Origin of the sequence: Paenibacillus illinoisensis NBRC 15959 (assembly GCF_004000925.1) — a bacterium.
Taxonomy (GTDB): Bacteria; Bacillota; Bacilli; order Paenibacillales; family Paenibacillaceae; genus Paenibacillus; species Paenibacillus illinoisensis.
Genome location: NZ_BIME01000002.1, coordinates 157,308 through 176,380, shown reverse-complemented (window position 1 = coordinate 176,380; position 19,073 = coordinate 157,308). Strand labels below are relative to the sequence as shown.

Genomic DNA, 19,073 nt, shown 5'->3' with positions numbered 1-19,073 from the left:
CAAAAACGAACAACGCTGCTAACTTAGTACTACGAGGGGAGAGAATTTTGCTTTTAATTAAATAAAGCTCACCTTCATATCGGTTATTCTTCTATGGTTTTTATTACTTTTGCCGGTATACCAGCCACAATGGTGTTGGCAGGCACATCTTTTGTTACTACCGCTCCTGCTGATACAATGGAATTTTCACCGACGGTTACTCCTGGCATAATGGTTGCTGCAATACCAATCCAGGCTCTTTTTTTGATAACGATCGGAGTCGAAACGGTGGATCTTCTATGAGATGGCGAGATTGGATGATTGATGGTGACGAGATTGACCTTAGGGGCAATCAACACATAATCTTCTATGGTTATGCCACCTCGATCCATAAACGTGCAACCTTGGTTGATAAATACCTCTTTTCCCACCCGGATGTTTTGGCCGTAATCGGTGTAGAACGGTGGTAGTAATTCAAACGTTTTATCCACTTTTTCTCCGGTTAACTCGCTAAATAAGTCCCTTACTTTATTGGTGTCATGGTACCCCGAATTTAATTCTGCAATTAGCTTTTGTGCACGTTCAATAGCTTCGGCGATTTTATAAAACTCAGGGTCACTGATCGAAATGATTTCTCCTGAACGATCTCGCTCAAAAATATCTTTGCTCATTGGCGCTCTCCCTTCTTCCTATATAGAGTAGTAAGTATTTTTACCGTACCACTTCGATTTAACTCTAGGTCAACATCTATTTTAAGAAGGAGCAATTTCCTTTATTTAATCCTTCATTCGATCTACGGTACATCTACTTTTCATTTTCCTTCGAATGTCTCCAATCCAACTTACCAACAAGGTGAATTCGGCAATTCATACACCCGAACCGAGCAGAACAAAAAAATCCCGCCCTGGCGCTTAGCCAAAACGGGATGTCACGAGTACTAGTTGTTTGCGTTTTCCTTGGTCACCAGCTTCAATTCTGCCGGGATGGACTTCTCCACCTGTTTGCCGTCCAGGACATCCAGAGCAGCTTGTACGGCCAGCTGTCCAATCAGTCCCGGCTGCTGAGCGACGGTTGCCGTCAGTTTTCCGTCCTGAATGGATTTGATTGCATCGTCGTTGCCGTCAAACCCGATCACTGGAATGTCTTTGCCCGAGCTTTGAATCGCTTCAATCGCACCAAGTGCCATCTCATCGTTATGGGCAAACACAGCCTGTACATCCGGATTTCCCTGCAGCAGGTTTTCCATCACATTCAAACCTTTGGAGCGGTCGAAATCGGCCGACTGTTTGGCAACCACGTCAAGCTTCTGGTCAGCTACCTCGTGGAACCCTTTACCCCGTTCACGTGTAGCGGAAGCCCCTGGCACTCCTTCTAGTTCAATGACTTTAGCACCTTCACCGAGCTGTTCAACGAAATATTCTGCTGCCATCTGTCCGCCTTTGACATTATCGGATGCTACCAGAGCCGCTACCTCACCTTTGTCTGCGGAACGATCCAGTGTAATTACGGGAATGCCTACGCTGTTGGCAGATTGAACTGCCGTAGAGATTGCCGCGGAGTCCGCTGGGTTAATCAGGAGTGCATCAACACCCTGCTGAATAAGGTCATCCACATCGTTGGTCTGCTTGGCCGAATCATTTTGTGCATCGACCACGATAACCTCAATGCCTTGCTTTTGAGCTTCGGCAACGACTCCGTCTTTCAATGAAACGAAGAACGGATTGTTCAGTGTTGAAATCGAGAGACCTATTTTCTTCTGTCCTTTATTTCCGGCACCGTCCGGCTTCGCCCATTGAGGCGGCTCCAGTGAGCACCCGGCCAGAACAATAATCATGATCATGCTTACAAGTGTTAATGTCCATTTTTTCATAATTGTTTCTCCCCTTAAGCCGTTTTCTTGCGGTCCAGCAGGACAGCAATCGCAATGACGACACCTTTGACCACCATTTGATAGAAGGAGTTCACGCCGAGTAGGTTCAAACCATTGTTCAGCACGCCGATAATCAGAACACCAATTAATGTGCCCACGATCCGTCCGCGTCCACCTGTCAGGCTTGTTCCGCCCAGAACAACGGCTGCGATCGCATCCAGTTCATAAGAAGTACCTGCAGTTGGCTGTGCGGAATTCAAACGAGATGTCAGAATTGCACCTGCCAGAGCTGCCAGCATGCCTGCAAGGGAATAGATCATGATCTTCACACGTGTGACTTTGATACCCGAGATGATGGATGCTTTCTCATTACCACCGATAGCATACGTTTTGCGGCCAAAAGCCGTTTTATGCAGAATCGTCCATAGAATCACGAACGTAATCAGCATCGTTATGGCAGGTACCGGAATGCCTAGCAGATAGCCGCGTCCAAACAGTTGGAACAGCAGACTGTCCCCGAGTCCTGTAATCGGATTACCATTCGTATATACCAGCGTTAAGCCGCGGAATATGGTCATTGTCGCCAATGTTGCGATAAATGGAGCCATTTTCCCCTTCGTAATCATGAGTCCATTCACCATCCCCATCACACCACCAAGTGCTACCCCGATGATGATGGACAAAATCGGATCCAGGCCAGACAACATCATATTTGCGACAAATGCGCTGGATAAAGCCAGTATGGAGCCAACGGACAAGTCGATCCCGCCTGTCAGAATGACAAAGGTCATACCAAAGGCAATCAGTGCATTAATCGATACCTGACGCAGCAGGTTCAAGATATTAAGCGGTTCCAAGAAGCTTGGATTCAGTACGGATACGATAATAATAAGAATGATTAAACCAAGCAGCGGTCCTAATTTCTGTGTTACGCTCGATAAGCGGAATCCCGTTCCGGTTGTTTTGTTGTTCTGCATTGTTGTCATTTCACTGTCCCCCTGTGGCCAATGTCATAATGTTTTCCTGTGTTGCTTCTTCCCTGGCCAGCTCTCCGCTGATCTGCCCTTCATGCACAACCACAATTCGGTCACTCATACCGAGTACTTCAGGAAGCTCCGAAGATACCATGATGATGGCGACGCCGCGTTCTGTCAGTTCATTCATCAACTGATAGATTTCACGCTTTGCTCCAACATCCACACCTCTCGTTGGTTCATCCAGAATGAGCACACTTGGCCCGATACCTACCCATTTGGCAATAACAACCTTCTGCTGGTTGCCCCCTGATAGGTTACGCGCAGCTGTCTCCGAAGATTGCGTCTTGATCTGCAGACGCTTGATCAGGGTATCGACGAAATCCTGTTCTTTTGGAGCTGAAATGAACCCTTTACTTGAGAAGCTGAACAGATTGGTCAGCGCCATGTTTTCCCGAATCGAGAAGTCCAGTACAAGCCCTTCATCCTTACGGTCTTCTGTTATGAAACCGATGCCGTGTTTCACTGCATCCGAGGGTTTATGAATGTTCGCTTTTTTGCCACGGACCAAGACTTCTCCACTGTCCAGGGTATCCAGACCAAAGATCGCTCTCATGATCTCTGTTCGCCCCGAACCCATAAGTCCGGAGAAACCAACAATCTCACCTGCTCTTACGTTGAAGCTGACATGTTGGAACAATCCCTTAATGCTTGCGTCCCGCACTTCCAGAACAACTTCGCCATAGGAAGGATTACGGGCCGGATACCGCTCGGTTAACTCCCGTCCAACCATTTTCCGCACCACTTCATCGAAGCTTGTCTCAGGAATCGGCCGGGTATCTACCGTCCTGCCATCCCGCATGACCGTGATCCGATCGCAGATGGTGAAGATCTCCTCCATACGGTGAGAAATATACACAATGGATACTCCGTTTTTCTTCAGTGCAGTAATCACATCAAACAACTTCTGAATTTCGCGTTCCGTTAATGCTGCAGTAGGTTCATCCATAATAATGACCTTCGCATCCGTCATCAGCGCCTTGGCGATTTCAATCATCTGCTGCTGTCCAACGGAGCATTCTCCTGCCGGCCGTTCGAGCGGGATTTGTACCGACAGCTTGGCGAATTGTTCTGAAGCGAGCGCTTTCATTTGTTTTGTATTGAGGAATCCTAAGGAAGATGTCATCTCCTTACCGATGAAAAGATTATCGAGCACCGTCATTTCGGGCCAAACGTGAAGCTCCTGATGAATAAATGCGATACCTAACTTCTCTGCTTCCTTCGGACTGCCGAAATAGGTTTCCTTTTCATCAATGGAGATCGTTCCCTGATCACGCTGGTGAAGTCCGATCAAAATGTTCATCAGCGTGGATTTGCCAGCTCCGTTCTCACCCATCAGGGCATGAACTTCACCTTCCCTCAGTTCGAAATCCACTCCGCTTAGCACCTGGTTGGTGCCAAATGCTTTATGAATGTTGTGCATCTGAATATGCATCATGCAACCTCCTTTTAACCAAAATGGACTCCTGCTTGTAAAATGCAATTGGCATAGGGTGTAGCTTCACCTGTACGAACAACCGCCTTAACCTGCCGGGTTAGTGCTTTGAATTGTTCGTGGTTGATGGAATCATCAATGGCATCGTTGCCAAATTTATCTGTAACGAACTGCAGAGCTTCCGGATTGCCTTCCTTGATCTCTTTTGCCACGATTACTCTCTCAATGACCATGTCTTCTGCGATCAGTTCAACCACTTCCTGAAAACTTGGCGTTCCGAGTTTCAAAGCCACATCAATCTTGAGCACCCCTTCTGGAACGGGGAGACCCGCATCCGCAATGGCAATCATGTCCGTATGACCTAAATCAGATAGTATTTTAGAAATGTGACTATTTAGTATGCCGTTTCTTTTCATGATAAACTCTCCTCCACTTCGTCTCTCGTCGGCATGCCGCCCTGTGCTCCAAACTTGGTCACGGACAACGATGCGGCACGATTGGCGAACCGGATGCTCTCCTGCAGCGGCTTGCCTTCCGCTAAGGCGACCGCAAATGCAGCATTAAATGTATCCCCTGCACCCGTGGTATCCACTGCCTCCACTTTATATGTTGGCACGAGGATTTCTTCCGCTCCGTCAAAGTAACGAACACCTTTACTGCCTTCCGTTATGAACAGTTTGTTTGGGTATTTGCGCAATGCCTCAGCCGGGCTCATGCCTTGAAAAAGGATTTCGGCTTCATGCTCGTTCGGCGTGATGTAGGCAGCATTGTCAATGACTTCCTGCGGCACTGTTCTCGCTGGAGCCGGATTAAGCAGCAGTGGTGTTCCGTATTCAGCACACAGGCTGCTCACACGGACAACGGTTTCTTCCGGAATTTCCTGCTGGATCAGTACGATATCGGCATTGCGGATCACTTCCGCCGCTTGATCAACATACGCCGGAGTGACTTCGCGATTGGCAGCTTCAACAAATACAATGCTATTATCACCTTCCGCCAGTATGATATGAGCCGTTCCGCTTTCTGAATGTGTAACCGGTTTCACATTTTGCGTATTTACAGCATTTGCTTCGAAATTATTCAAAATGTCTTGACCAAAAGCATCGTCTCCTACCCGGCCAATCATCGTTACCTCACCACCCAGTCTTGCAGCAGCAACCGCCTGATTGGCTCCCTTACCGCCAGGTACTGTTTTGAAACTTTCCCCGAGGACGGTTTCACCCGCCCCAGGACGTCTTGAAGAAGTAACGACCAGATCCATGGAACTGCTTCCGATTACGCATATTTTAGCCATCTGAATTCACCTTTCTCGTTGTGCCTCGTTCGATAAAACTTACGGGCATCTGTATGTTTTTGTTCTCAATTGGAGCTTGTTCCACAAGTCCGATAAGTAATCCCGCCGCTTCCCTGCCCATCTCGTATGCAGGCTGGCGAATGGTTGACAATGCGGGTGATAACAGGCTGCTCATCGGAATGTCGTCGAATCCGATCACTTGCACATCGTCAGGAACCTTTCTCCCGATTCGCGAAGCCTCATGCAGTACCGCCATAGCTGCAATGTCATTGCTGGCAATAACTCCATCCGTGTCACCATATTTGCTGAACAGCTCTTCTGCCCACAATCCCGCTTCGTTAAAAGAGAACGAGGTCGTCTGGATCACATGGTAATCCAATCCGGCATCCCGGATGATTTCAATGGCTCCCTCGAACCGATCCTGTGCTGGCTTGATATGTGACGGACCCTGCATAACGGTTATCCGATGACTACCGCGCTTGATGATCTCTCTTGCTGCCAATCGTCCGCCCTCTCTTCCGTCTGCATAGACAGAAGGACTATCCAGTGCAGTCCTGTCAAGAAACACAACAGGTATTTTTAATTTTTCATATATTGGAGAATGAGGGTAGTTCGTGGATGAAATTACTCCTACTACGTTATTTTGGATAAACGTCTGGATGTAATCCTGCTCCTTCGATTCATCCTCATCACTATTTCCGAAAATCAGCCTGAAATCCTGCTCCTGCATCCGATCTTCTACACCCCGAGCTAACTGTGGAAAGTAAGGGTTTGCAATATCCGGCAGCAGCAGACCAATCAGTTTGGACTTACGTTTATATAATGAGCGAGCTACTTCATTAGGGGAGAAGTTAAGCGCCTTCACGGCATCTTCTACTTTCTTGCGTGTATCCGCATGTACATAACCCCTGTCATTGATGACCCTAGATACGGTGGCTACTGATACGCCAGCCAAATTCGCTACGTCTTTGATTGTTGTCATGAATTTGTTCTCCTCTATGTGTAACCGGTTACAGACATTAAATTATCACATATCTTTTTATTTGACAATCATTTTTTCGCTGGAAATTTATCCAAGTTGTTTTGTTTTTTCTGATGCTATTGAATATTTGAACACAAAAAGCCACGGTTAACGTGACTTTCTGTCCGTTTCCAATGTTTATTTCATCGTTTAGTTCTTGTTGCTTGCAAGTGTAATTTAATACGCTGAACCGATATTACACCAAAGCAATGATGCCCTTCTCAGGGAGCAAATTGCCCCTGGATTTTTCTTGACTTTTACTCATGGATAATGAAGTTCGTTTTAACATTTGGGGAGCGCAAGTGTAGCTTGATTGTAGGTCAAAACAAGGTACGGAAAATGGTTTTGTTATTGTGAATTTTTCATATGTTGAAATATTATAATTGTAGATCAGAAAAAGAACCTTCGGACTCACATTAAAGTGATTTGAAGGTTCTTGAATTTTTTTAAATACGCATCCGGCTAGTTTCCCAGTGCATTTTCCATCGTTCGTTGCTGTTCTCTCTCCTGCAAACGTTGATGTGCTATCCACAAAAAAGGCACTCCGCATACAGCACTTATTGCAATTGGTACAAAGATAAGCAGTGGTTGGTTAGCCCCGAAGCTGTCCAGCAAAAAGCCGCCCAGGATTGGAGCACTGACATTACCCAGATTGTTGAATCCAATCATGCCGAAATATGTCCCTTTCAGTTCCGGCTTCGCAATCCGATCCACCAGAACATCCATCAGCGTAAACATGAGTACTTCTCCTACCGTAAAAATGACAACTGCCGCTACCAGCAACCATGGGCTTTGCGCCAATCCAAACAGCAGCAGACTGACAGATACCATAATATTGCCTGTCATGAGCGGCACTACAGGTGGAAAGCGACTCGCGATACGAACCACCGGAAATTGAACGGCGAGAACAACCACAGCGTTTAAGGAAAGCATGTATCCAAACCATTTCGCACCATCAACCATATTCGGGTTAATCGCCATGTACTGAGGTAGCGTCGAGCTAAAGTGTCCGTACCCGAGCACACAAAAGATGGTACCAATCAAAACAAACATAAAAACAGGATCCCCACTTGTAATGCGGAATGCTTGTTTCAAACGGATCGGCTCCGCCGTCCCTGAACTCTGCTCGTCCTGCTTCAGAGGATGAAGAATAAATTGAACAATTAATAGAATACCGTAAGCTATGTATACTCCTCCAGCGACCAGAAAGGATAAATTGGAATCCGATAATCCCAAATACAGTCCCAGCAGCGGTCCGAACACAACCCCCAGATTTATCGCTGCATACCTCAGATTGAATACAAGCAGCTTGCTTGACGGTGGTGTGATATCCGATAACAACGCCCTGGATGTCGGTTCAAATAACGCCCGGCAGATGCCGTTGAGTGCATTCATGATAAAGAACAGCCAGATCTGGTCCGATAGGGCAAACCCAATAAATACGAGCGCCCAGCCAAATACTGACATGAACAACACTTTTTTACGACCAATTCGGTCAGAGATGTATCCACCATAGAAGCTGGCAAAAACACCGACGAGCGCGCTCACGGCCACGATTAGGCCTGTCTGAGTTGGCGACGCCCCCATCTGCTGTGTCAAATAAATGGACAGAAACGGAATGCTCATTGAAGTCGCCATACGTCCAAAGATGGTACCGACGATAATCGTCCATGCCAATGGATGAATTTGTTTTAACTGTGAAGCCATGCTGTTCCCCCTTGTTGACCACTCCTGATTTTACATGTTCTTATCAACATATGTATGAATTCTATTATACGGCCCGTCGACTTACTAGAGGGACATTTTATTTGGAAAACGAACTTGACTTTTTACGTTTAGGCTTAATCCTCGCCCTTTTTCTCGTCACAGGCTTACACTTTATCTATATCTCTTGCGGATACACGAAGAATGTTTATTGTTGTGAATTTTTCATATGTTGTAATATTATAATTATTATATTTTCAAATTCTTCTTCTATTATTTTTTCTTGTCTCCTGTAGCTTGGATGCCTAGATTCAACTAAAAAAAGCCGCCCGAGGGCGGCTTTCAAAAATCGACGGTTCTCTGTCGAACCGTTTCCTCTATTCTTCAATTACGTACGTCCGGTCCAATCTGCTCCGGCGACTTCCTTCCATCGTGCCCTGATTTCATCGTACAGCTCCTGCGGAAGAGATCCTTTTGCGACCAGATCAGCATTTTGCTGCCACCGGTTCGGCTTCGTTGTTCCAACAATCGCTGTATCAACGCCCTCCGTACTTAACGTGAAACGAAGAGCCGTTTCAACCGCCGCTTGCACATCATTACCTGTCAGAAAACCGTAGCCCAGCTCCTGCAACCGTCTCCAATATACGAATGGATAGGCATCTTCGGGGAGCGCGTCAAACGTCCATGCTGCATTGGCAATCGGTCGTTTGGCAATGACACCCATGTTTCTTTTTCTCGCCTCCGGCAATGTCAAATCAATCGCTTCCTGGTCTGCAATATTTAGCGAAGTTTCCAAACTGTCGAACACCCCGGTTTCAATCGCGTACAACGCGTCCGTTGTGTCCCCGCTGTACCCGATAAACCTGGTCTTTCCGGCTTCCTTGGCTCGCTGCAGCACTTCAATTACCGCCCCTTGCCGGAGAACTTCTTCAGAACAGCTATGCAAATGAATGACATCCACATATTCCGTTTTGAGTCTTCTCAGACTGCGGTCAATCGTTTGCTCCAGCACCTTGGCGTCCCAATCAGGTCCATCTATCCCGGCAGCATGTCCGCATTTGGTAAACAAATAATAGTCATCGCGCCGATGCGAAAGTACATCTCCAATCAGTTCCTCACTGTCCCCATAACATTCGGCGGTATCAATGACATTCAATCCGGCATCCAAAGCGGTATTCAGAAGTGTTTCCACGTCTTGTTTGGATACGTTGCTTCCGATTTCGGATCCGCCAAATCCGAGCGTGCTTACTTTCATGCCTGTGTTTCCATATTCGCGCAGTTCCATGATTGATTCCTCCGAGCTTCATTAATATAGGTACAACTTATGAAAGCTTGACAACTCTATGGGTTATTACCCGTTAGACGAACATCGCACCCACTTTAGATCTATTTCTCCAACAAACATTTAAAATCCGTATAAGAAAAGTGCCCTCTGTTCTTGTCCATGAAATATCGGATCTAATCGTGTCACACGCTCCTAGTTCAATCCAATATGTATAGTGACAGTCGATTAGTTCCTCACACACTTTTACGTTACAAAAAACTGGCTCGGATTACCGAGTTCCGGATGAAATTTCTCACGAAATCTTCCTCCTGTGTAGGCTCCGATCACTTTCCTCCAGAACGCCTGAGCGATCACATTGTTGCGCACCTGCGTTACTTTCCATCTTCCCGGAAAACGATGAAACAGCTCGTGTGCCGCTTGAGTCCCTATTCCGCTCCGCCGATATTTTTGCATGACAAAGAACTCCGTTAAATAATAATCGTTATCCTTGCTGCCAGGCTCGAAGCGCTCCACCAGTGCAAAACCGGCCGGGGCTCCATCACACGTAATGAGAAAAGCAAATTTACGCCCTTCCTCCTCCCAAAATGCCTCCAAACCGGGATACTCCGGAAAAATGCCATTGCTGTCCACATCGATATTCAGATATTTTGTAAAATCATATAGATAAAACTGCATTAAATGCCGAATTACCTGACTCCGTTCCCGGGGAACCAGCTCGATTTGCATATTCATCCGGTTCACCTCCTCTGCTTAACTTATACTATTTACTTTAAAGGTTTGTAAGGCGAAGGGCAAGAATACAGCCCTCCTCTGCACTATTCCTTGAACAGGCTGTGACCAAGCAAATTATGGTACACTAAGACATAGACTTTTAGAAGAAGAATTAACCAGGAGGTGCCGAACTTGACCAATGTGCAAAAAGAGATTGATCGACGCAAGCTGGATGATAAACTGCCTTCCATGCCTTGGTTCGTTCAGCAATTCATTGACTATAAGCTTCCCGATTTATCACCCTCTACCCTGCTGGAGTACTTAAGGGATTATGATACTTTTTTCAGTTGGCTGCGTGCTGAAGGATTGTCCCAGGCTGAGTCGAACCGGGAAGTGACGTTAACTGAACTAGAAGTATTACGGATGGATTCGGTAACCTCGTTCCGATTGTTCCTCGCTACTAAACGCGAAGGAGCCAATTCGAGAATTACGGTATCCCGCAAACTGTCTTCTCTGCGCTCCCTCTTTCATTATTTGAGCCAAATTGCCGAAGATGAAGATTTCTATCCGCTGCTGAAGCGAAATATTATGGCCAAGATTGAGATCAAACGCACACACAAGCCAAAGGACACTGCGGCAAAGCTCAAAGGGAAACTATTAGAGGATGAGGAGCTGCTTGAGTTTATCGGATATATCCTCGAAGGATATGCAATCGACATGCAAAAAAACAAACAAGCCCTCTATTCCCATGAACTCAACAAAGAACGGGATGCTTGCATCGCCAGTCTTATTCTGAATTCCGGACTGCGTGTATCCGAAGTGGTTAATTTAAATGTCGATGATCTGGATTTGAACAACAAACTGTTATATGTTTACCGCAAAGGTAACAATGATGAAACGTTCAAAACACCCGTATATTTCAGGGAGCAGGCCAAGGATGAACTAGCCAACTACATGCAGCTCCGGCAATCAAGGTATCGCACACCCAAACGGGAAAAAGGATTATTCATTGCGCTTCGTAACGGTGAGTCTGAAGGCAGCCGTATGACCAAACGAGCGATTCAGGCCATGATTATGAAATATGCCAAATGTTTTGGCAAACCGTATCTGACGGTGCATAAACTGAGGCATTCCTTTGCGACAGACTATTACCTGCAAAACGACATCTATAAAACCAAGGAACAGCTTGGGCATGCTTCGACAGAAACGACCGAAATCTATGCACATCTTACGGACAAAACGATGTCTGAAGCCATTGAGCGTCGTTCGGAAGGTACGGGGTCATAGGAGACTCCCATAGCAATCAAACAGCGGATACTTTTTACTGATGACCAGTAAGAATATCCGCTGTTTTTTCGTTTATTCAATATTTTTTTGATAACGAATACTGTAGAGTTTGCTGAAATGAACCTGGATTACTCTTTCGATCACACCAAGTTCTTCCCCGTCCTTGTCTACCCTTTATTCACATGTTCCAGCAACCATCGAACAATAAATTCTGGCTCCTGCACAGAGTGCCAAACCACATCGCTGAGCGGATCAGGTTCACTGCATGAGGATTGCAAGGATTCTCTCGGAAACCAGGAAACAACTGCCATCACTCCCTTTAGCTTCTGAAGTATAGCCACATGCTGTTCTTCACGAATCATCACCAGTTTGGGATAGGGTGCCGCTTTGTATCCTTCAATTAGAATCCAGTCGTAATCCGATAGACGAGTCAGCATCTTCTCCAGACTGGTTGGCTGCTGCTCGATGATAGCCGTTCGCTTCTCCGACATTACAATCACTGCGGTGGCCCCCGCCTGATTGAAACGAAATGAATCTGTTCCTTCATGATCCATCTGGAAATGATCGTGTCCGTCATGCTTAATGACGGCAACCCGTAACCCTTCCGAAGAAAGATATCTCGTGAGTTCTGCAGTTAAGGTGCTTTTCCCCGTATTTTTGTATCCCACGATCTGCACAATGTGTGGAAGTGTCCTTTTGTTGACCATGTGCCCTACCTCACCTGTCCACTTGGCAGCTTAAGTATGCGTACCTGTTCTCCTGCAGCAATCCCTTTCTTGTCAGGCGGAATGATGATCAGACAATCACTGTCCTTGATGGTAATCATGACGCTGGACTCATCGACTCGTGACGCAGCGGGCATTGCATATACCCTGCCATCCCGAATCTCTGTGCGCCCCCGTACGAATCGCGTAAAATTGTTCACTTTTGTATATTCTTGATCCAGGGTCGCTGTCCACTCTTCCAAATAAGGCCGGGCATCGTTTTGCATTATGCGAATGGTAGGCCGCACGAACAGTCCGAATCCTACAAAACAAGCTCCCGGGTTACCGGATAGGGCAAATAGTAACTTCCCACTCACAACCGCTGCTGTCGTAACACTTCCTGGTCGCATCGTCACTTTATTAAACAGCATCTCCATGTTGCCTTCCCGTACCAGATCCCCCATGATGTCATAATCCCCAACCGATACGCCTCCAGTGGTCACAACGATATCGTTATGCTCGACTGCTTCTGCCAGTTTAGCACGAGCCGTATCCACATCATCGGCTATAGATCCATACATCACAGGTTCGCCACCTGCCTCCACGACCAAGGATCGGAGCATATGACTGTTGCTGTTACGAATGCGTCCAGGCTGCAAAGGCTCATGCACCTCCAGCAATTCCGTTCCCGTTGCAAAAATGGCAACTTTCGGACGTCGAAACACCGGTACATCGGCCACACCAAAAGTAGCCAATACGGATTGTTCTCCTGCCTGGATGATCGTTCCGGCTTCAAGCAGCAGTTGTCCTTCCTGAACTTCCAATCCAATTGGCGTTATATTGGCATTGGGCTGGATATGGCGCTTTAAGGCAATCCATTGTTCTCCATCCTGTTCCCTGCTTTCGGTCATCTCCAGCATAACAACGGCATCTGCTCCTTCAGGTACTTGAGCACCCGTCATGATCCGCGCGGTGGTACCTGGAGTGATGGGTAAATCCGAAGTATATCCACATGGAATTTCATCAACGACTCGCAGCCAGATCTGTTGATCGCTGGACGCGTGAGCTGTATCACTGCTGACAATCGCATAACCATCCATACCTGACCTTCTGAAGAAAGGGTATGGATGCGGAGCATGAATCGTTTCTGCCAGCGTTCGTCCATGCGCAGATTCCAAGGTTACTTTTTCAACTAAAGCTGTAGTAACATGAGGTGATATTCTGGCCTGAGCAGCTTCGACCTGCACGGCTGTACGGTTAAATTTGGGACTTGTCATATCATCTGAATGTGTATTGATTCTCAAAATGGAACGGACCTCCTTGGGACAGAACTTGTTTAAGAAAGTGTAGCGTGAAAGCAGGGGTGTGACAAGTACTCGCCTCGCGGGTAACATGAAACTGTGTGCTTATGCCCATAATAGGGGTAAGGACGGAGGAGCAGATATGAGCAGCCGATGCGAATTATGCTGTAGAGAGCCTGTGGAAACAACAGTTCATCATCTCACGCCCAAGGAACTGGGCGGTACTTTCATGCCTACTGCTGATCTATGTATCCCGTGTCATAAACAAATCCATTCGCTATTTACCAACCAGGATATCATAAGGCTCCATTTAACAGAACTTCAGGCACTACGAGAGAATGAACGAATGGCCCCTTTTGTTCGCTGGATTCGCAAACAGCCACCTTCCACCATTCCCCGGACACGCAAATCCAATCATGTTCGCAGATCCTAATTAAAACGATACTTCCTAATATAAAACAAAAAGAACAGCCACAAGGTGAGCTTGCATGGCAGGGTTCATTCTGCCTTACCTTGTGGCTGTTCTCTATAAACTCTTCAGGCTGGCAAATCTCGTCTTTACCTTCGCCTCATGATTCGTCCGCCGCCTACCCTTGTTTTGGGTTTCTTATAAGAGCTCTTTGGTGAATTGAACAATCCACCGCTCTTGTTACGTTCGACGGTACCGGTGCTCGGTTCCTTTTTACGGCTAAATAATCCTCCGCCTGAACCTACACTAGTATCGGTGTCTCCTCCCCGCCGGGTAATGGATCCTTTTCGGTCAACCGTGATGGGCGGAGCTGCCTTTTTGTCATTGCTTGTTGGTGCACGATAAGTACCTTGATTCGGTTTGTACGTATCACGATCGGTGTACCCTCTGTACTTTCCGTATCCGCTGCCGCCAAAGGAATCAAACAAATTGCCAATGAGCGTTGCGGTCAAATACCCCTGTAAAAAGGAAGAATCATAATTCTGACGTACATATTCTTTGGAATCCACCTCAATTAAGGTATCTTCCTTCTTGTTCGGGTCCTGCTGCAAATGATAATACTGGTCCTGATACACCAGGAACATCCGCTCTTCATTTTCCGCCGAGATCTGATCAGGTTTGCGCTGTTCGGATAACTCCTGAGCGACTTCCGGTACAGAACGGTCGGCAGCCCGATACACATAGGATGTCGTATTGCCACTGCCGCTTACAGACTCAAGCGGATAAGTGTCCTGAACGGAAGGCATCCCGCACGCGGACAACAGGGACATGACAAGGCTGAGGACCAGCATTAATTTTAATCCAAGTGCCATGCGCTTTTTCATTGGAACCTCTCCTAGCTCGAACGAATCACTTTGATATCCGCAGGAAGAATGGATTCACCTTCATACAGAGTAAATCTTCTGTCTTGCCATTCCACACGCAGAAGCATGTTATCATCAGACTGGTACTGCCAAACCAATTGTTCTCCAGCCTGACCATAAGGTGTCCTGCCGGCAGTGGTAACCATTCCTCCATATTCTTCCTCCAGATGATACGCGCGTCCGTCCAGATCAAGTAAGGTTGGTACTTCGTCTGGTGCGTCAAGACGGCCATCAATTGGCGTATAGAGGGAATAACGCGTCAATTCTCTTTCTTCTACATGCAAATGTCTAAACGTTGTACCGTCCTGCAGTGTTAGTACCACCGCTTTTCGGGCACGATGCTGCACCCGCCCCACAACTTCATACGTAACGAGCGAGACCTCACAGATATCTCCAGGCTCAAGGTCCAGCATGGTTTTCTCTGCTCGTGGTGGTTCGGGTTTGGCTAGTATTCCTTTAATCCGTTTCCATACACTCATACCCATTACTCCCGTTCGTTATCTTATAAACAAGCTGCAATAATTAATGCGCCTACGATGTGCAAAGCACCGGAGAACAAGCCATATCCGGTCTTCCCTTGCTGAATTCCTGTGTCCAAATCAAGATTGGCCCACGTGCGAATCATAAAGTGCACAACGCTCTCCAGAATAAGCAGGATGACAAATGAAACCACCGATACAAGCAGCGCTTCACCCAGATGACCCGCTGTCGAAATCGAAGTGGCAAGCACATACCCTTGAGCAAACAGCTTCATGACCATCCGTGTCGTAACCGCCATGTTCCCTGCCTTAACTTCTGCAAAATCCTTATACTTCGTAAATAATGAATCCACATACATCAATACAAAAAGCAAAACCGAGCCAGATAATGTCCAGACCAGCATCGCCAAAATGTTCAAATCCATTTACACAGCCCCCACTTATCAACATGAACCGCATTTAAAAGCGAAGGAGAAACGCTGTCTCTCCTCCGCTAGTGAACCCTGCCTAAGATGCAAGGTTTAGTTCTTATTTTCGTACTGCTTCATGAGTGCCGCCAGTTCATCCTCAACGGCCTGATCCTTGCCGAGTTTCTCGAACTCTTCATCCAGTGATTTTCCTTTGGAAGACATTTCGTTGCTCGCTTCAGCCTGTGCTTCCATTTGCATCATTTTTTCTTCCATACGTTTCATGCCAGCACTAGCTGTGTCGGAACTGAATCCGTTCAGCGCTTTGTTGATTTCAGTTTGTGCTTTTGCTGCATTGTAACGCGCTACCAGCGTTTCACGCTTGTTTTTCATTTGTGTCAATTGCTTGCGCATTTCATCCAGCTTGCCGCGCAGATTGTCTGCCGAAGCCTTGTTTTGATCATAGCTTGTTTTATATTCTGCCATTTTTACTTCAGCAGCTTTTTTCTCTTCCAGAGCCCGGCGCGCCAGATCCATGTTCTGTGCACGTGCTGCGGTATGAGCTTGCTCCTCACGTTTCTTCACCAATGCTTCCTGTTCCTCGAACAGCTGCTTGAATTTTTTCTCAATCGCGATTTGTTGAGCAACAGCCTTCTCGGCATCTTCCAGATCTTCCTGCATATCACGGATATATTGATCCGTCATTTTGATTGGATCTTCTGCCTTGTCAATAATGGCATTAATGTTAGACATTGTTAAATCACGCAAACGTTTGAAAATGGACATTATGGTATTCCTCCTAGTCGATATTACATCCTTGTATATAATCATACATACGTGGTAACCTTCATCCCGTTTCAATTTTACCAAAAAAAATCATAAAACACGATTCCGGGTCAACCAAAATCTACTATTTTATATCATTCGCCAGGGTTAAATGGTCGCTCAGCAGCTTCTCCGCCGTCTGTACGATCTCATCGATCTGTACACGTGTAATGGCGTCAAAATGAATGCCCATAATAACGGTTACGGTCACCTTGAGAGAATTTGCGGCCTTACGTGCAAGGCGCTCACATAATTCCTGTTCCTTATGCCCCGGAATATGGACTGCCGTTCCCACCACGCGTTCTCTTTCCGGATAAAAGGTCGCCACAGCCCCTATATGAGCTTTCCCACCCGTGACCAAAAATATCTTATCCTCTCCAGCTTCAATGACCTGCAATCGAACCGATTTCAAATCATACGTACTCATCCTAGTCCACCCATCCTTTTTGTGTATATGTAATGGTGGAATTATGAGCTTATCGACCGAATTGGACAATGAAACTTCTCACATTTATGCATAATGGACCATCACCGCGGGCATACCAAAGAGAACGCAATTTGACAAAGGAGGCTGTATCATGCGTATTCGCCTCATCGCATTCTCCATGTTGATCCTTATGTTTATGAGTGGAAACTATTCACCTGGACAACTGCTGGCCAAACCCGTTCCAGAGAGCATGCCTGCTGCAAAGCCGGATCTATCTGAGGATGAACAACTGACACTCGGTCAGCTAAGGCAGAAATATGCCGATACGTTCAAGACCAATGGACCTTCAACCAGACAGGTAGCACTGACTTTTGATGATGTGCCTGATCCGCGCTTCACTCCGCAGGTATTGGATATTTTAAAGAAATATAATGTAAAAGCGACTTTTTTTATTGTCGGCAACCGGGCAGAGAAACATCCCGACCTCGTCAGACGGATCGTTAGGGAAGGTCACATTGTTGGGAACCACAGTTACAACCACCCTGAATTCAGTAAGCTGTCTTTGAATGCTTTTCGCAAACAAATTCTACATACCGGCGACATTATTCGTAAACTGACCGGGTATACACCTAAAATGATTCGTCCTCCATACGGGGACATTAATGAGAAACAGCTGCAATGGGCCGCAAGACAGCAATACAGCATCGTCAACTGGAATGTGGATTCGCTGGATTGGAAAGGCCTCAGCAAAGAGCAAGTGAAGCAGAATGTTTTATCTGCAGTCAAGCCAGGCTCCATCATTCTTCAACATGCGGGCGGAGGTGTGGGCTCCAATCTATCCGGTACCATTGGAGCACTTCCGGAGATTATAGATGAACTGCGATGCAGGGGCTTTAATCTGGTGACTTTGGACGAAATGCTGCAATTGCCAAAAAGCAAATAATACTCGGCTTCGCAAACCAAACACACAAGTTATGGAACTACCAATATTGCGCGTTTTAATAAAGAAAAAGGGTACCCTTATTTCACGTTAATCGTGTCATAAAGGCACCCTTTTATTGGCGCTGATACTTATTTCAAGATATAAAGTTCAACATCCTGAAAACCAAATGTGCTCACAGACTTCTGGCTTCCAGGAATGAAAATATCAATCCGTTTCCCTTTGATCGCCCCGCCGATATCCCGGGCAGTAGCCACAAATGCCTGCTTAGGCAGCCCCGGATGGGAGTGACCTGTAACAAGAACCTTCGTACCAAGTGGGATCACACTAGGGTCTACTGCAATCGTGCCGAGTTCAAGTGGATTACCGAAATAATCAACAGGACCCCATCCACCATTTTCGGAAGCGGCTGCAGAGTACGCTGTTGCTTTCACATCAATGGATTTACTGTAATCAAACGTTTTGCCCCAGGCCTGAACGACTTTATCGTCAGCATTCACATCAAGGCTAGCTGTCGTAATCGTCTTTGCACCCGTAGAGCTCTTCGCTGCTGGAGCAGCTGAGGCTGTGTTTACTTTTTCAGGAATCGTAATTTTCAAACCACCATAAATGTTGTAAGGTGAAATATCACTGTTTGCTTTAACCAGTGTGTTCAGTCCAACTCCATATTGTTTCGATAAGGTATAGAAGGTATCCCCCTCTTTGGCCACGTGAACAGAATCAGCGTGAGCTGGAACGGCCTGAATGAGCATTGCTGCTGTCAGCAGGGCTGTTGCTGTTTTGGCTATAGTTCTCTTCTTAATCATGGTCTTCCTCCCTCATTGTGCCTGCGAAGTTAGTTGTCGGATTCGGATGGAGGAAACCACCCTATAGGTCACTGTTACATTCGTCTTGCGTTATGTACCCCTAATTCACCCCAAGCAGCGTGCGTTTCAATCTTCCCCTCCACGGTCTGCATCATTACATCCTCCACACTTCCTCCTCAGGAAGTTTCGGCAGGAACAATATATCACAATTTTGTAACCAGGGTCCGTAGTA

At 46.6% G+C, this 19,073-nt stretch carries 21 protein-coding genes and 1 riboswitch; of the genes, 3 read left to right on the top strand and 18 right to left on the bottom strand.

Going from position 1 to position 19,073, the window contains the following annotated elements; all coding sequences use genetic code 11:
• Window positions 1–83: 83 nt before the first annotated feature.
• The 10 genes from PIL01S_RS06285 to PIL01S_RS06240 all read right to left on the bottom strand — a co-directional run bounded on the left by PIL01S_RS06285 (window position 84) and on the right by PIL01S_RS06240 (window position 10,354).
• Entirely contained in the window at window positions 84–650 is a 567-nt protein-coding gene (locus tag PIL01S_RS06285; protein WP_127536755.1) for a sugar O-acetyltransferase, read from the bottom strand.
• A 266-nt stretch (window positions 651–916) separates the two neighbouring features.
• Window positions 917–1,849, bottom strand: a complete 933-nt coding sequence (gene rbsB, locus PIL01S_RS06280) for a ribose ABC transporter substrate-binding protein RbsB (RefSeq protein ID WP_127536754.1) — start codon at window positions 1,847–1,849, stop codon at window positions 917–919.
• Window positions 1,850–1,863: 14 nt separating this feature from the next.
• Entirely contained in the window at window positions 1,864–2,826 is a 963-nt protein-coding gene (rbsC, locus tag PIL01S_RS06275) for a ribose ABC transporter permease RbsC (protein WP_371859932.1), read from the bottom strand.
• Between the two features lie 10 nt (window positions 2,827–2,836).
• Window positions 2,837–4,318: a sugar ABC transporter ATP-binding protein gene (locus PIL01S_RS06270; RefSeq protein WP_127536753.1), complete on the bottom strand. Its 1,482-nt coding sequence runs from the start codon at window positions 4,316–4,318 to the stop codon at window positions 2,837–2,839.
• A gap of 14 nt (window positions 4,319–4,332) precedes the next feature.
• On the bottom strand, window positions 4,333–4,734 hold the full coding sequence (rbsD, locus tag PIL01S_RS06265) for a D-ribose pyranase (RefSeq protein ID WP_127536752.1): 402 nt from the start codon (window positions 4,732–4,734) through the stop codon (window positions 4,333–4,335).
• Entirely contained in the window at window positions 4,731–5,612 is an 882-nt protein-coding gene (gene rbsK, locus PIL01S_RS06260; RefSeq protein WP_127536751.1) for a ribokinase, read from the bottom strand. The genes rbsD and rbsK overlap by 4 nt, the downstream gene beginning before the upstream one ends.
• Window positions 5,605–6,594 carry a LacI family DNA-binding transcriptional regulator gene (locus PIL01S_RS06255; protein WP_095357426.1) on the bottom strand — a complete coding sequence of 330 codons (990 nt, stop codon included), beginning with the start codon at window positions 6,592–6,594 and terminating at the stop codon, window positions 5,605–5,607. Before PIL01S_RS06255 ends, rbsK begins: the two co-directional genes overlap by 8 nt.
• A gap of 501 nt (window positions 6,595–7,095) precedes the next feature.
• Window positions 7,096–8,340, bottom strand: coding sequence for an MDR family MFS transporter (locus PIL01S_RS06250; RefSeq protein WP_127536750.1), 1,245 nt, complete (start codon window positions 8,338–8,340; stop codon window positions 7,096–7,098).
• A gap of 385 nt (window positions 8,341–8,725) precedes the next feature.
• The gene (locus PIL01S_RS06245) at window positions 8,726–9,622 is read right to left on the bottom strand and encodes an aldo/keto reductase (RefSeq protein ID WP_127536749.1); all 897 of its coding nucleotides are present in this window, start codon (window positions 9,620–9,622) and stop codon (window positions 8,726–8,728) included.
• Between the two features lie 243 nt (window positions 9,623–9,865).
• Window positions 9,866–10,354 (bottom strand): GNAT family N-acetyltransferase, encoded by a 489-nt coding sequence (locus PIL01S_RS06240; RefSeq protein ID WP_127536748.1) that lies wholly within the window; start codon window positions 10,352–10,354, stop codon window positions 9,866–9,868.
• A gap of 171 nt (window positions 10,355–10,525) precedes the next feature.
• Here PIL01S_RS06240 and xerS point away from each other — a divergent pair, with 171 nt between their 5' ends.
• A complete protein-coding gene (gene xerS / locus PIL01S_RS06235; RefSeq protein WP_127536747.1) occupies window positions 10,526–11,620 on the top strand; it encodes a tyrosine recombinase XerS in 1,095 nt (364 codons plus the stop codon).
• Window positions 11,621–11,787: 167 nt separating this feature from the next.
• On the opposite strand, the gene mobB is transcribed toward xerS, so the two are convergent.
• Window positions 11,788–12,327, bottom strand: coding sequence for a molybdopterin-guanine dinucleotide biosynthesis protein B (mobB, locus tag PIL01S_RS06230; RefSeq protein WP_127536746.1), 540 nt, complete (start codon window positions 12,325–12,327; stop codon window positions 11,788–11,790).
• Window positions 12,328–12,332: 5 nt separating this feature from the next.
• On the bottom strand, window positions 12,333–13,601 hold the full coding sequence (locus PIL01S_RS06225) for a molybdopterin molybdotransferase MoeA (protein ID WP_127537197.1): 1,269 nt from the start codon (window positions 13,599–13,601) through the stop codon (window positions 12,333–12,335).
• Between the two features lie 166 nt (window positions 13,602–13,767).
• Between PIL01S_RS06225 and PIL01S_RS06220 the strand changes: the two genes are divergently transcribed.
• Window positions 13,768–14,058, top strand: a complete 291-nt coding sequence (locus PIL01S_RS06220; RefSeq protein WP_127536745.1) for an HNH endonuclease — start codon at window positions 13,768–13,770, stop codon at window positions 14,056–14,058.
• 125 nt (window positions 14,059–14,183) lie between these two features.
• On the opposite strand, the gene PIL01S_RS06215 is transcribed toward PIL01S_RS06220, so the two are convergent.
• The 5 genes from PIL01S_RS06215 to lpdD all read right to left on the bottom strand — a co-directional run bounded on the left by PIL01S_RS06215 (window position 14,184) and on the right by lpdD (window position 17,095).
• Window positions 14,184–14,918 carry a DUF4247 domain-containing protein gene (locus tag PIL01S_RS06215; protein WP_095286505.1) on the bottom strand — a complete coding sequence of 245 codons (735 nt, stop codon included), beginning with the start codon at window positions 14,916–14,918 and terminating at the stop codon, window positions 14,184–14,186.
• An 11-nt stretch (window positions 14,919–14,929) separates the two neighbouring features.
• Window positions 14,930–15,436, bottom strand: coding sequence for a DUF4178 domain-containing protein (locus PIL01S_RS06210; RefSeq protein WP_095286504.1), 507 nt, complete (start codon window positions 15,434–15,436; stop codon window positions 14,930–14,932).
• Between the two features lie 23 nt (window positions 15,437–15,459).
• Window positions 15,460–15,861, bottom strand: a complete 402-nt coding sequence (locus tag PIL01S_RS06205) for a DUF350 domain-containing protein (protein ID WP_095286503.1) — start codon at window positions 15,859–15,861, stop codon at window positions 15,460–15,462.
• Between the two features lie 96 nt (window positions 15,862–15,957).
• Window positions 15,958–16,629, bottom strand: coding sequence for a PspA/IM30 family protein (locus tag PIL01S_RS06200; protein ID WP_095286502.1), 672 nt, complete (start codon window positions 16,627–16,629; stop codon window positions 15,958–15,960).
• 124 nt (window positions 16,630–16,753) lie between these two features.
• Entirely contained in the window at window positions 16,754–17,095 is a 342-nt protein-coding gene (gene lpdD / locus PIL01S_RS06195; protein ID WP_127536744.1) for a prenylated flavin chaperone LpdD, read from the bottom strand.
• A gap of 151 nt (window positions 17,096–17,246) precedes the next feature.
• Here lpdD and PIL01S_RS06190 point away from each other — a divergent pair, with 151 nt between their 5' ends.
• Window positions 17,247–18,038 carry a polysaccharide deacetylase family protein gene (locus PIL01S_RS06190; protein WP_127536743.1) on the top strand — a complete coding sequence of 264 codons (792 nt, stop codon included), beginning with the start codon at window positions 17,247–17,249 and terminating at the stop codon, window positions 18,036–18,038.
• 128 nt (window positions 18,039–18,166) lie between these two features.
• On the opposite strand, the gene PIL01S_RS06185 is transcribed toward PIL01S_RS06190, so the two are convergent.
• A complete protein-coding gene (locus PIL01S_RS06185) occupies window positions 18,167–18,841 on the bottom strand; it encodes a 3D domain-containing protein (protein ID WP_127536742.1) in 675 nt (224 codons plus the stop codon).
• A gap of 2 nt (window positions 18,842–18,843) precedes the next feature.
• A riboswitch (cyclic di-AMP (ydaO/yuaA leader) is annotated at window positions 18,844–19,043 on the bottom strand.
• Window positions 19,044–19,073: the final 30 nt, after the last annotated feature.

Excerpts from the sequence above, each read along its gene's own strand:
- PIL01S_RS06285 (WP_127536755.1), bottom strand. The coding sequence starts at position 650 with ATGAGCAAAGATATTTTTGAGCGAGATCGTTCAGGAGAAATCATTTCG.
- rbsB (WP_127536754.1), bottom strand. The coding sequence starts at position 1,849 with ATGAAAAAATGGACATTAACACTTGTAAGCATGATCATGATTATTGTT.
- rbsC (WP_371859932.1), bottom strand. The coding sequence starts at position 2,826 with ATGCAGAACAACAAAACAACCGGAACGGGATTCCGCTTATCGAGCGTA.
- PIL01S_RS06270 (WP_127536753.1), bottom strand. The coding sequence starts at position 4,318 with ATGCATATTCAGATGCACAACATTCATAAAGCATTTGGCACCAACCAG.
- rbsD (WP_127536752.1), bottom strand. The coding sequence starts at position 4,734 with ATGAAAAGAAACGGCATACTAAATAGTCACATTTCTAAAATACTATCT.
- rbsK (WP_127536751.1), bottom strand. The coding sequence starts at position 5,612 with ATGGCTAAAATATGCGTAATCGGAAGCAGTTCCATGGATCTGGTCGTT.
- PIL01S_RS06255 (WP_095357426.1), bottom strand. The coding sequence starts at position 6,594 with ATGACAACAATCAAAGACGTAGCGAATTTGGCTGGCGTATCAGTAGCC.
- PIL01S_RS06250 (WP_127536750.1), bottom strand. The coding sequence starts at position 8,340 with ATGGCTTCACAGTTAAAACAAATTCATCCATTGGCATGGACGATTATC.
- PIL01S_RS06245 (WP_127536749.1), bottom strand. The coding sequence starts at position 9,622 with ATGGAACTGCGCGAATATGGAAACACAGGCATGAAAGTAAGCACGCTC.
- PIL01S_RS06240 (WP_127536748.1), bottom strand. The coding sequence starts at position 10,354 with ATGAATATGCAAATCGAGCTGGTTCCCCGGGAACGGAGTCAGGTAATT.
- mobB (WP_127536746.1), bottom strand. The coding sequence starts at position 12,327 with ATGGTCAACAAAAGGACACTTCCACACATTGTGCAGATCGTGGGATAC.
- PIL01S_RS06225 (WP_127537197.1), bottom strand. The coding sequence starts at position 13,601 with ATGACAAGTCCCAAATTTAACCGTACAGCCGTGCAGGTCGAAGCTGCT.
- PIL01S_RS06220 (WP_127536745.1), top strand. The coding sequence starts at position 13,768 with ATGAGCAGCCGATGCGAATTATGCTGTAGAGAGCCTGTGGAAACAACA.
- PIL01S_RS06215 (WP_095286505.1), bottom strand. The coding sequence starts at position 14,918 with ATGAAAAAGCGCATGGCACTTGGATTAAAATTAATGCTGGTCCTCAGC.
- PIL01S_RS06210 (WP_095286504.1), bottom strand. The coding sequence starts at position 15,436 with ATGAGTGTATGGAAACGGATTAAAGGAATACTAGCCAAACCCGAACCA.
- PIL01S_RS06205 (WP_095286503.1), bottom strand. The coding sequence starts at position 15,861 with ATGGATTTGAACATTTTGGCGATGCTGGTCTGGACATTATCTGGCTCG.
- PIL01S_RS06200 (WP_095286502.1), bottom strand. The coding sequence starts at position 16,629 with ATGTCCATTTTCAAACGTTTGCGTGATTTAACAATGTCTAACATTAAT.
- lpdD (WP_127536744.1), bottom strand. The coding sequence starts at position 17,095 with ATGAGTACGTATGATTTGAAATCGGTTCGATTGCAGGTCATTGAAGCT.
- PIL01S_RS06190 (WP_127536743.1), top strand. The coding sequence starts at position 17,247 with ATGCGTATTCGCCTCATCGCATTCTCCATGTTGATCCTTATGTTTATG.
- PIL01S_RS06185 (WP_127536742.1), bottom strand. The coding sequence starts at position 18,841 with ATGATTAAGAAGAGAACTATAGCCAAAACAGCAACAGCCCTGCTGACA.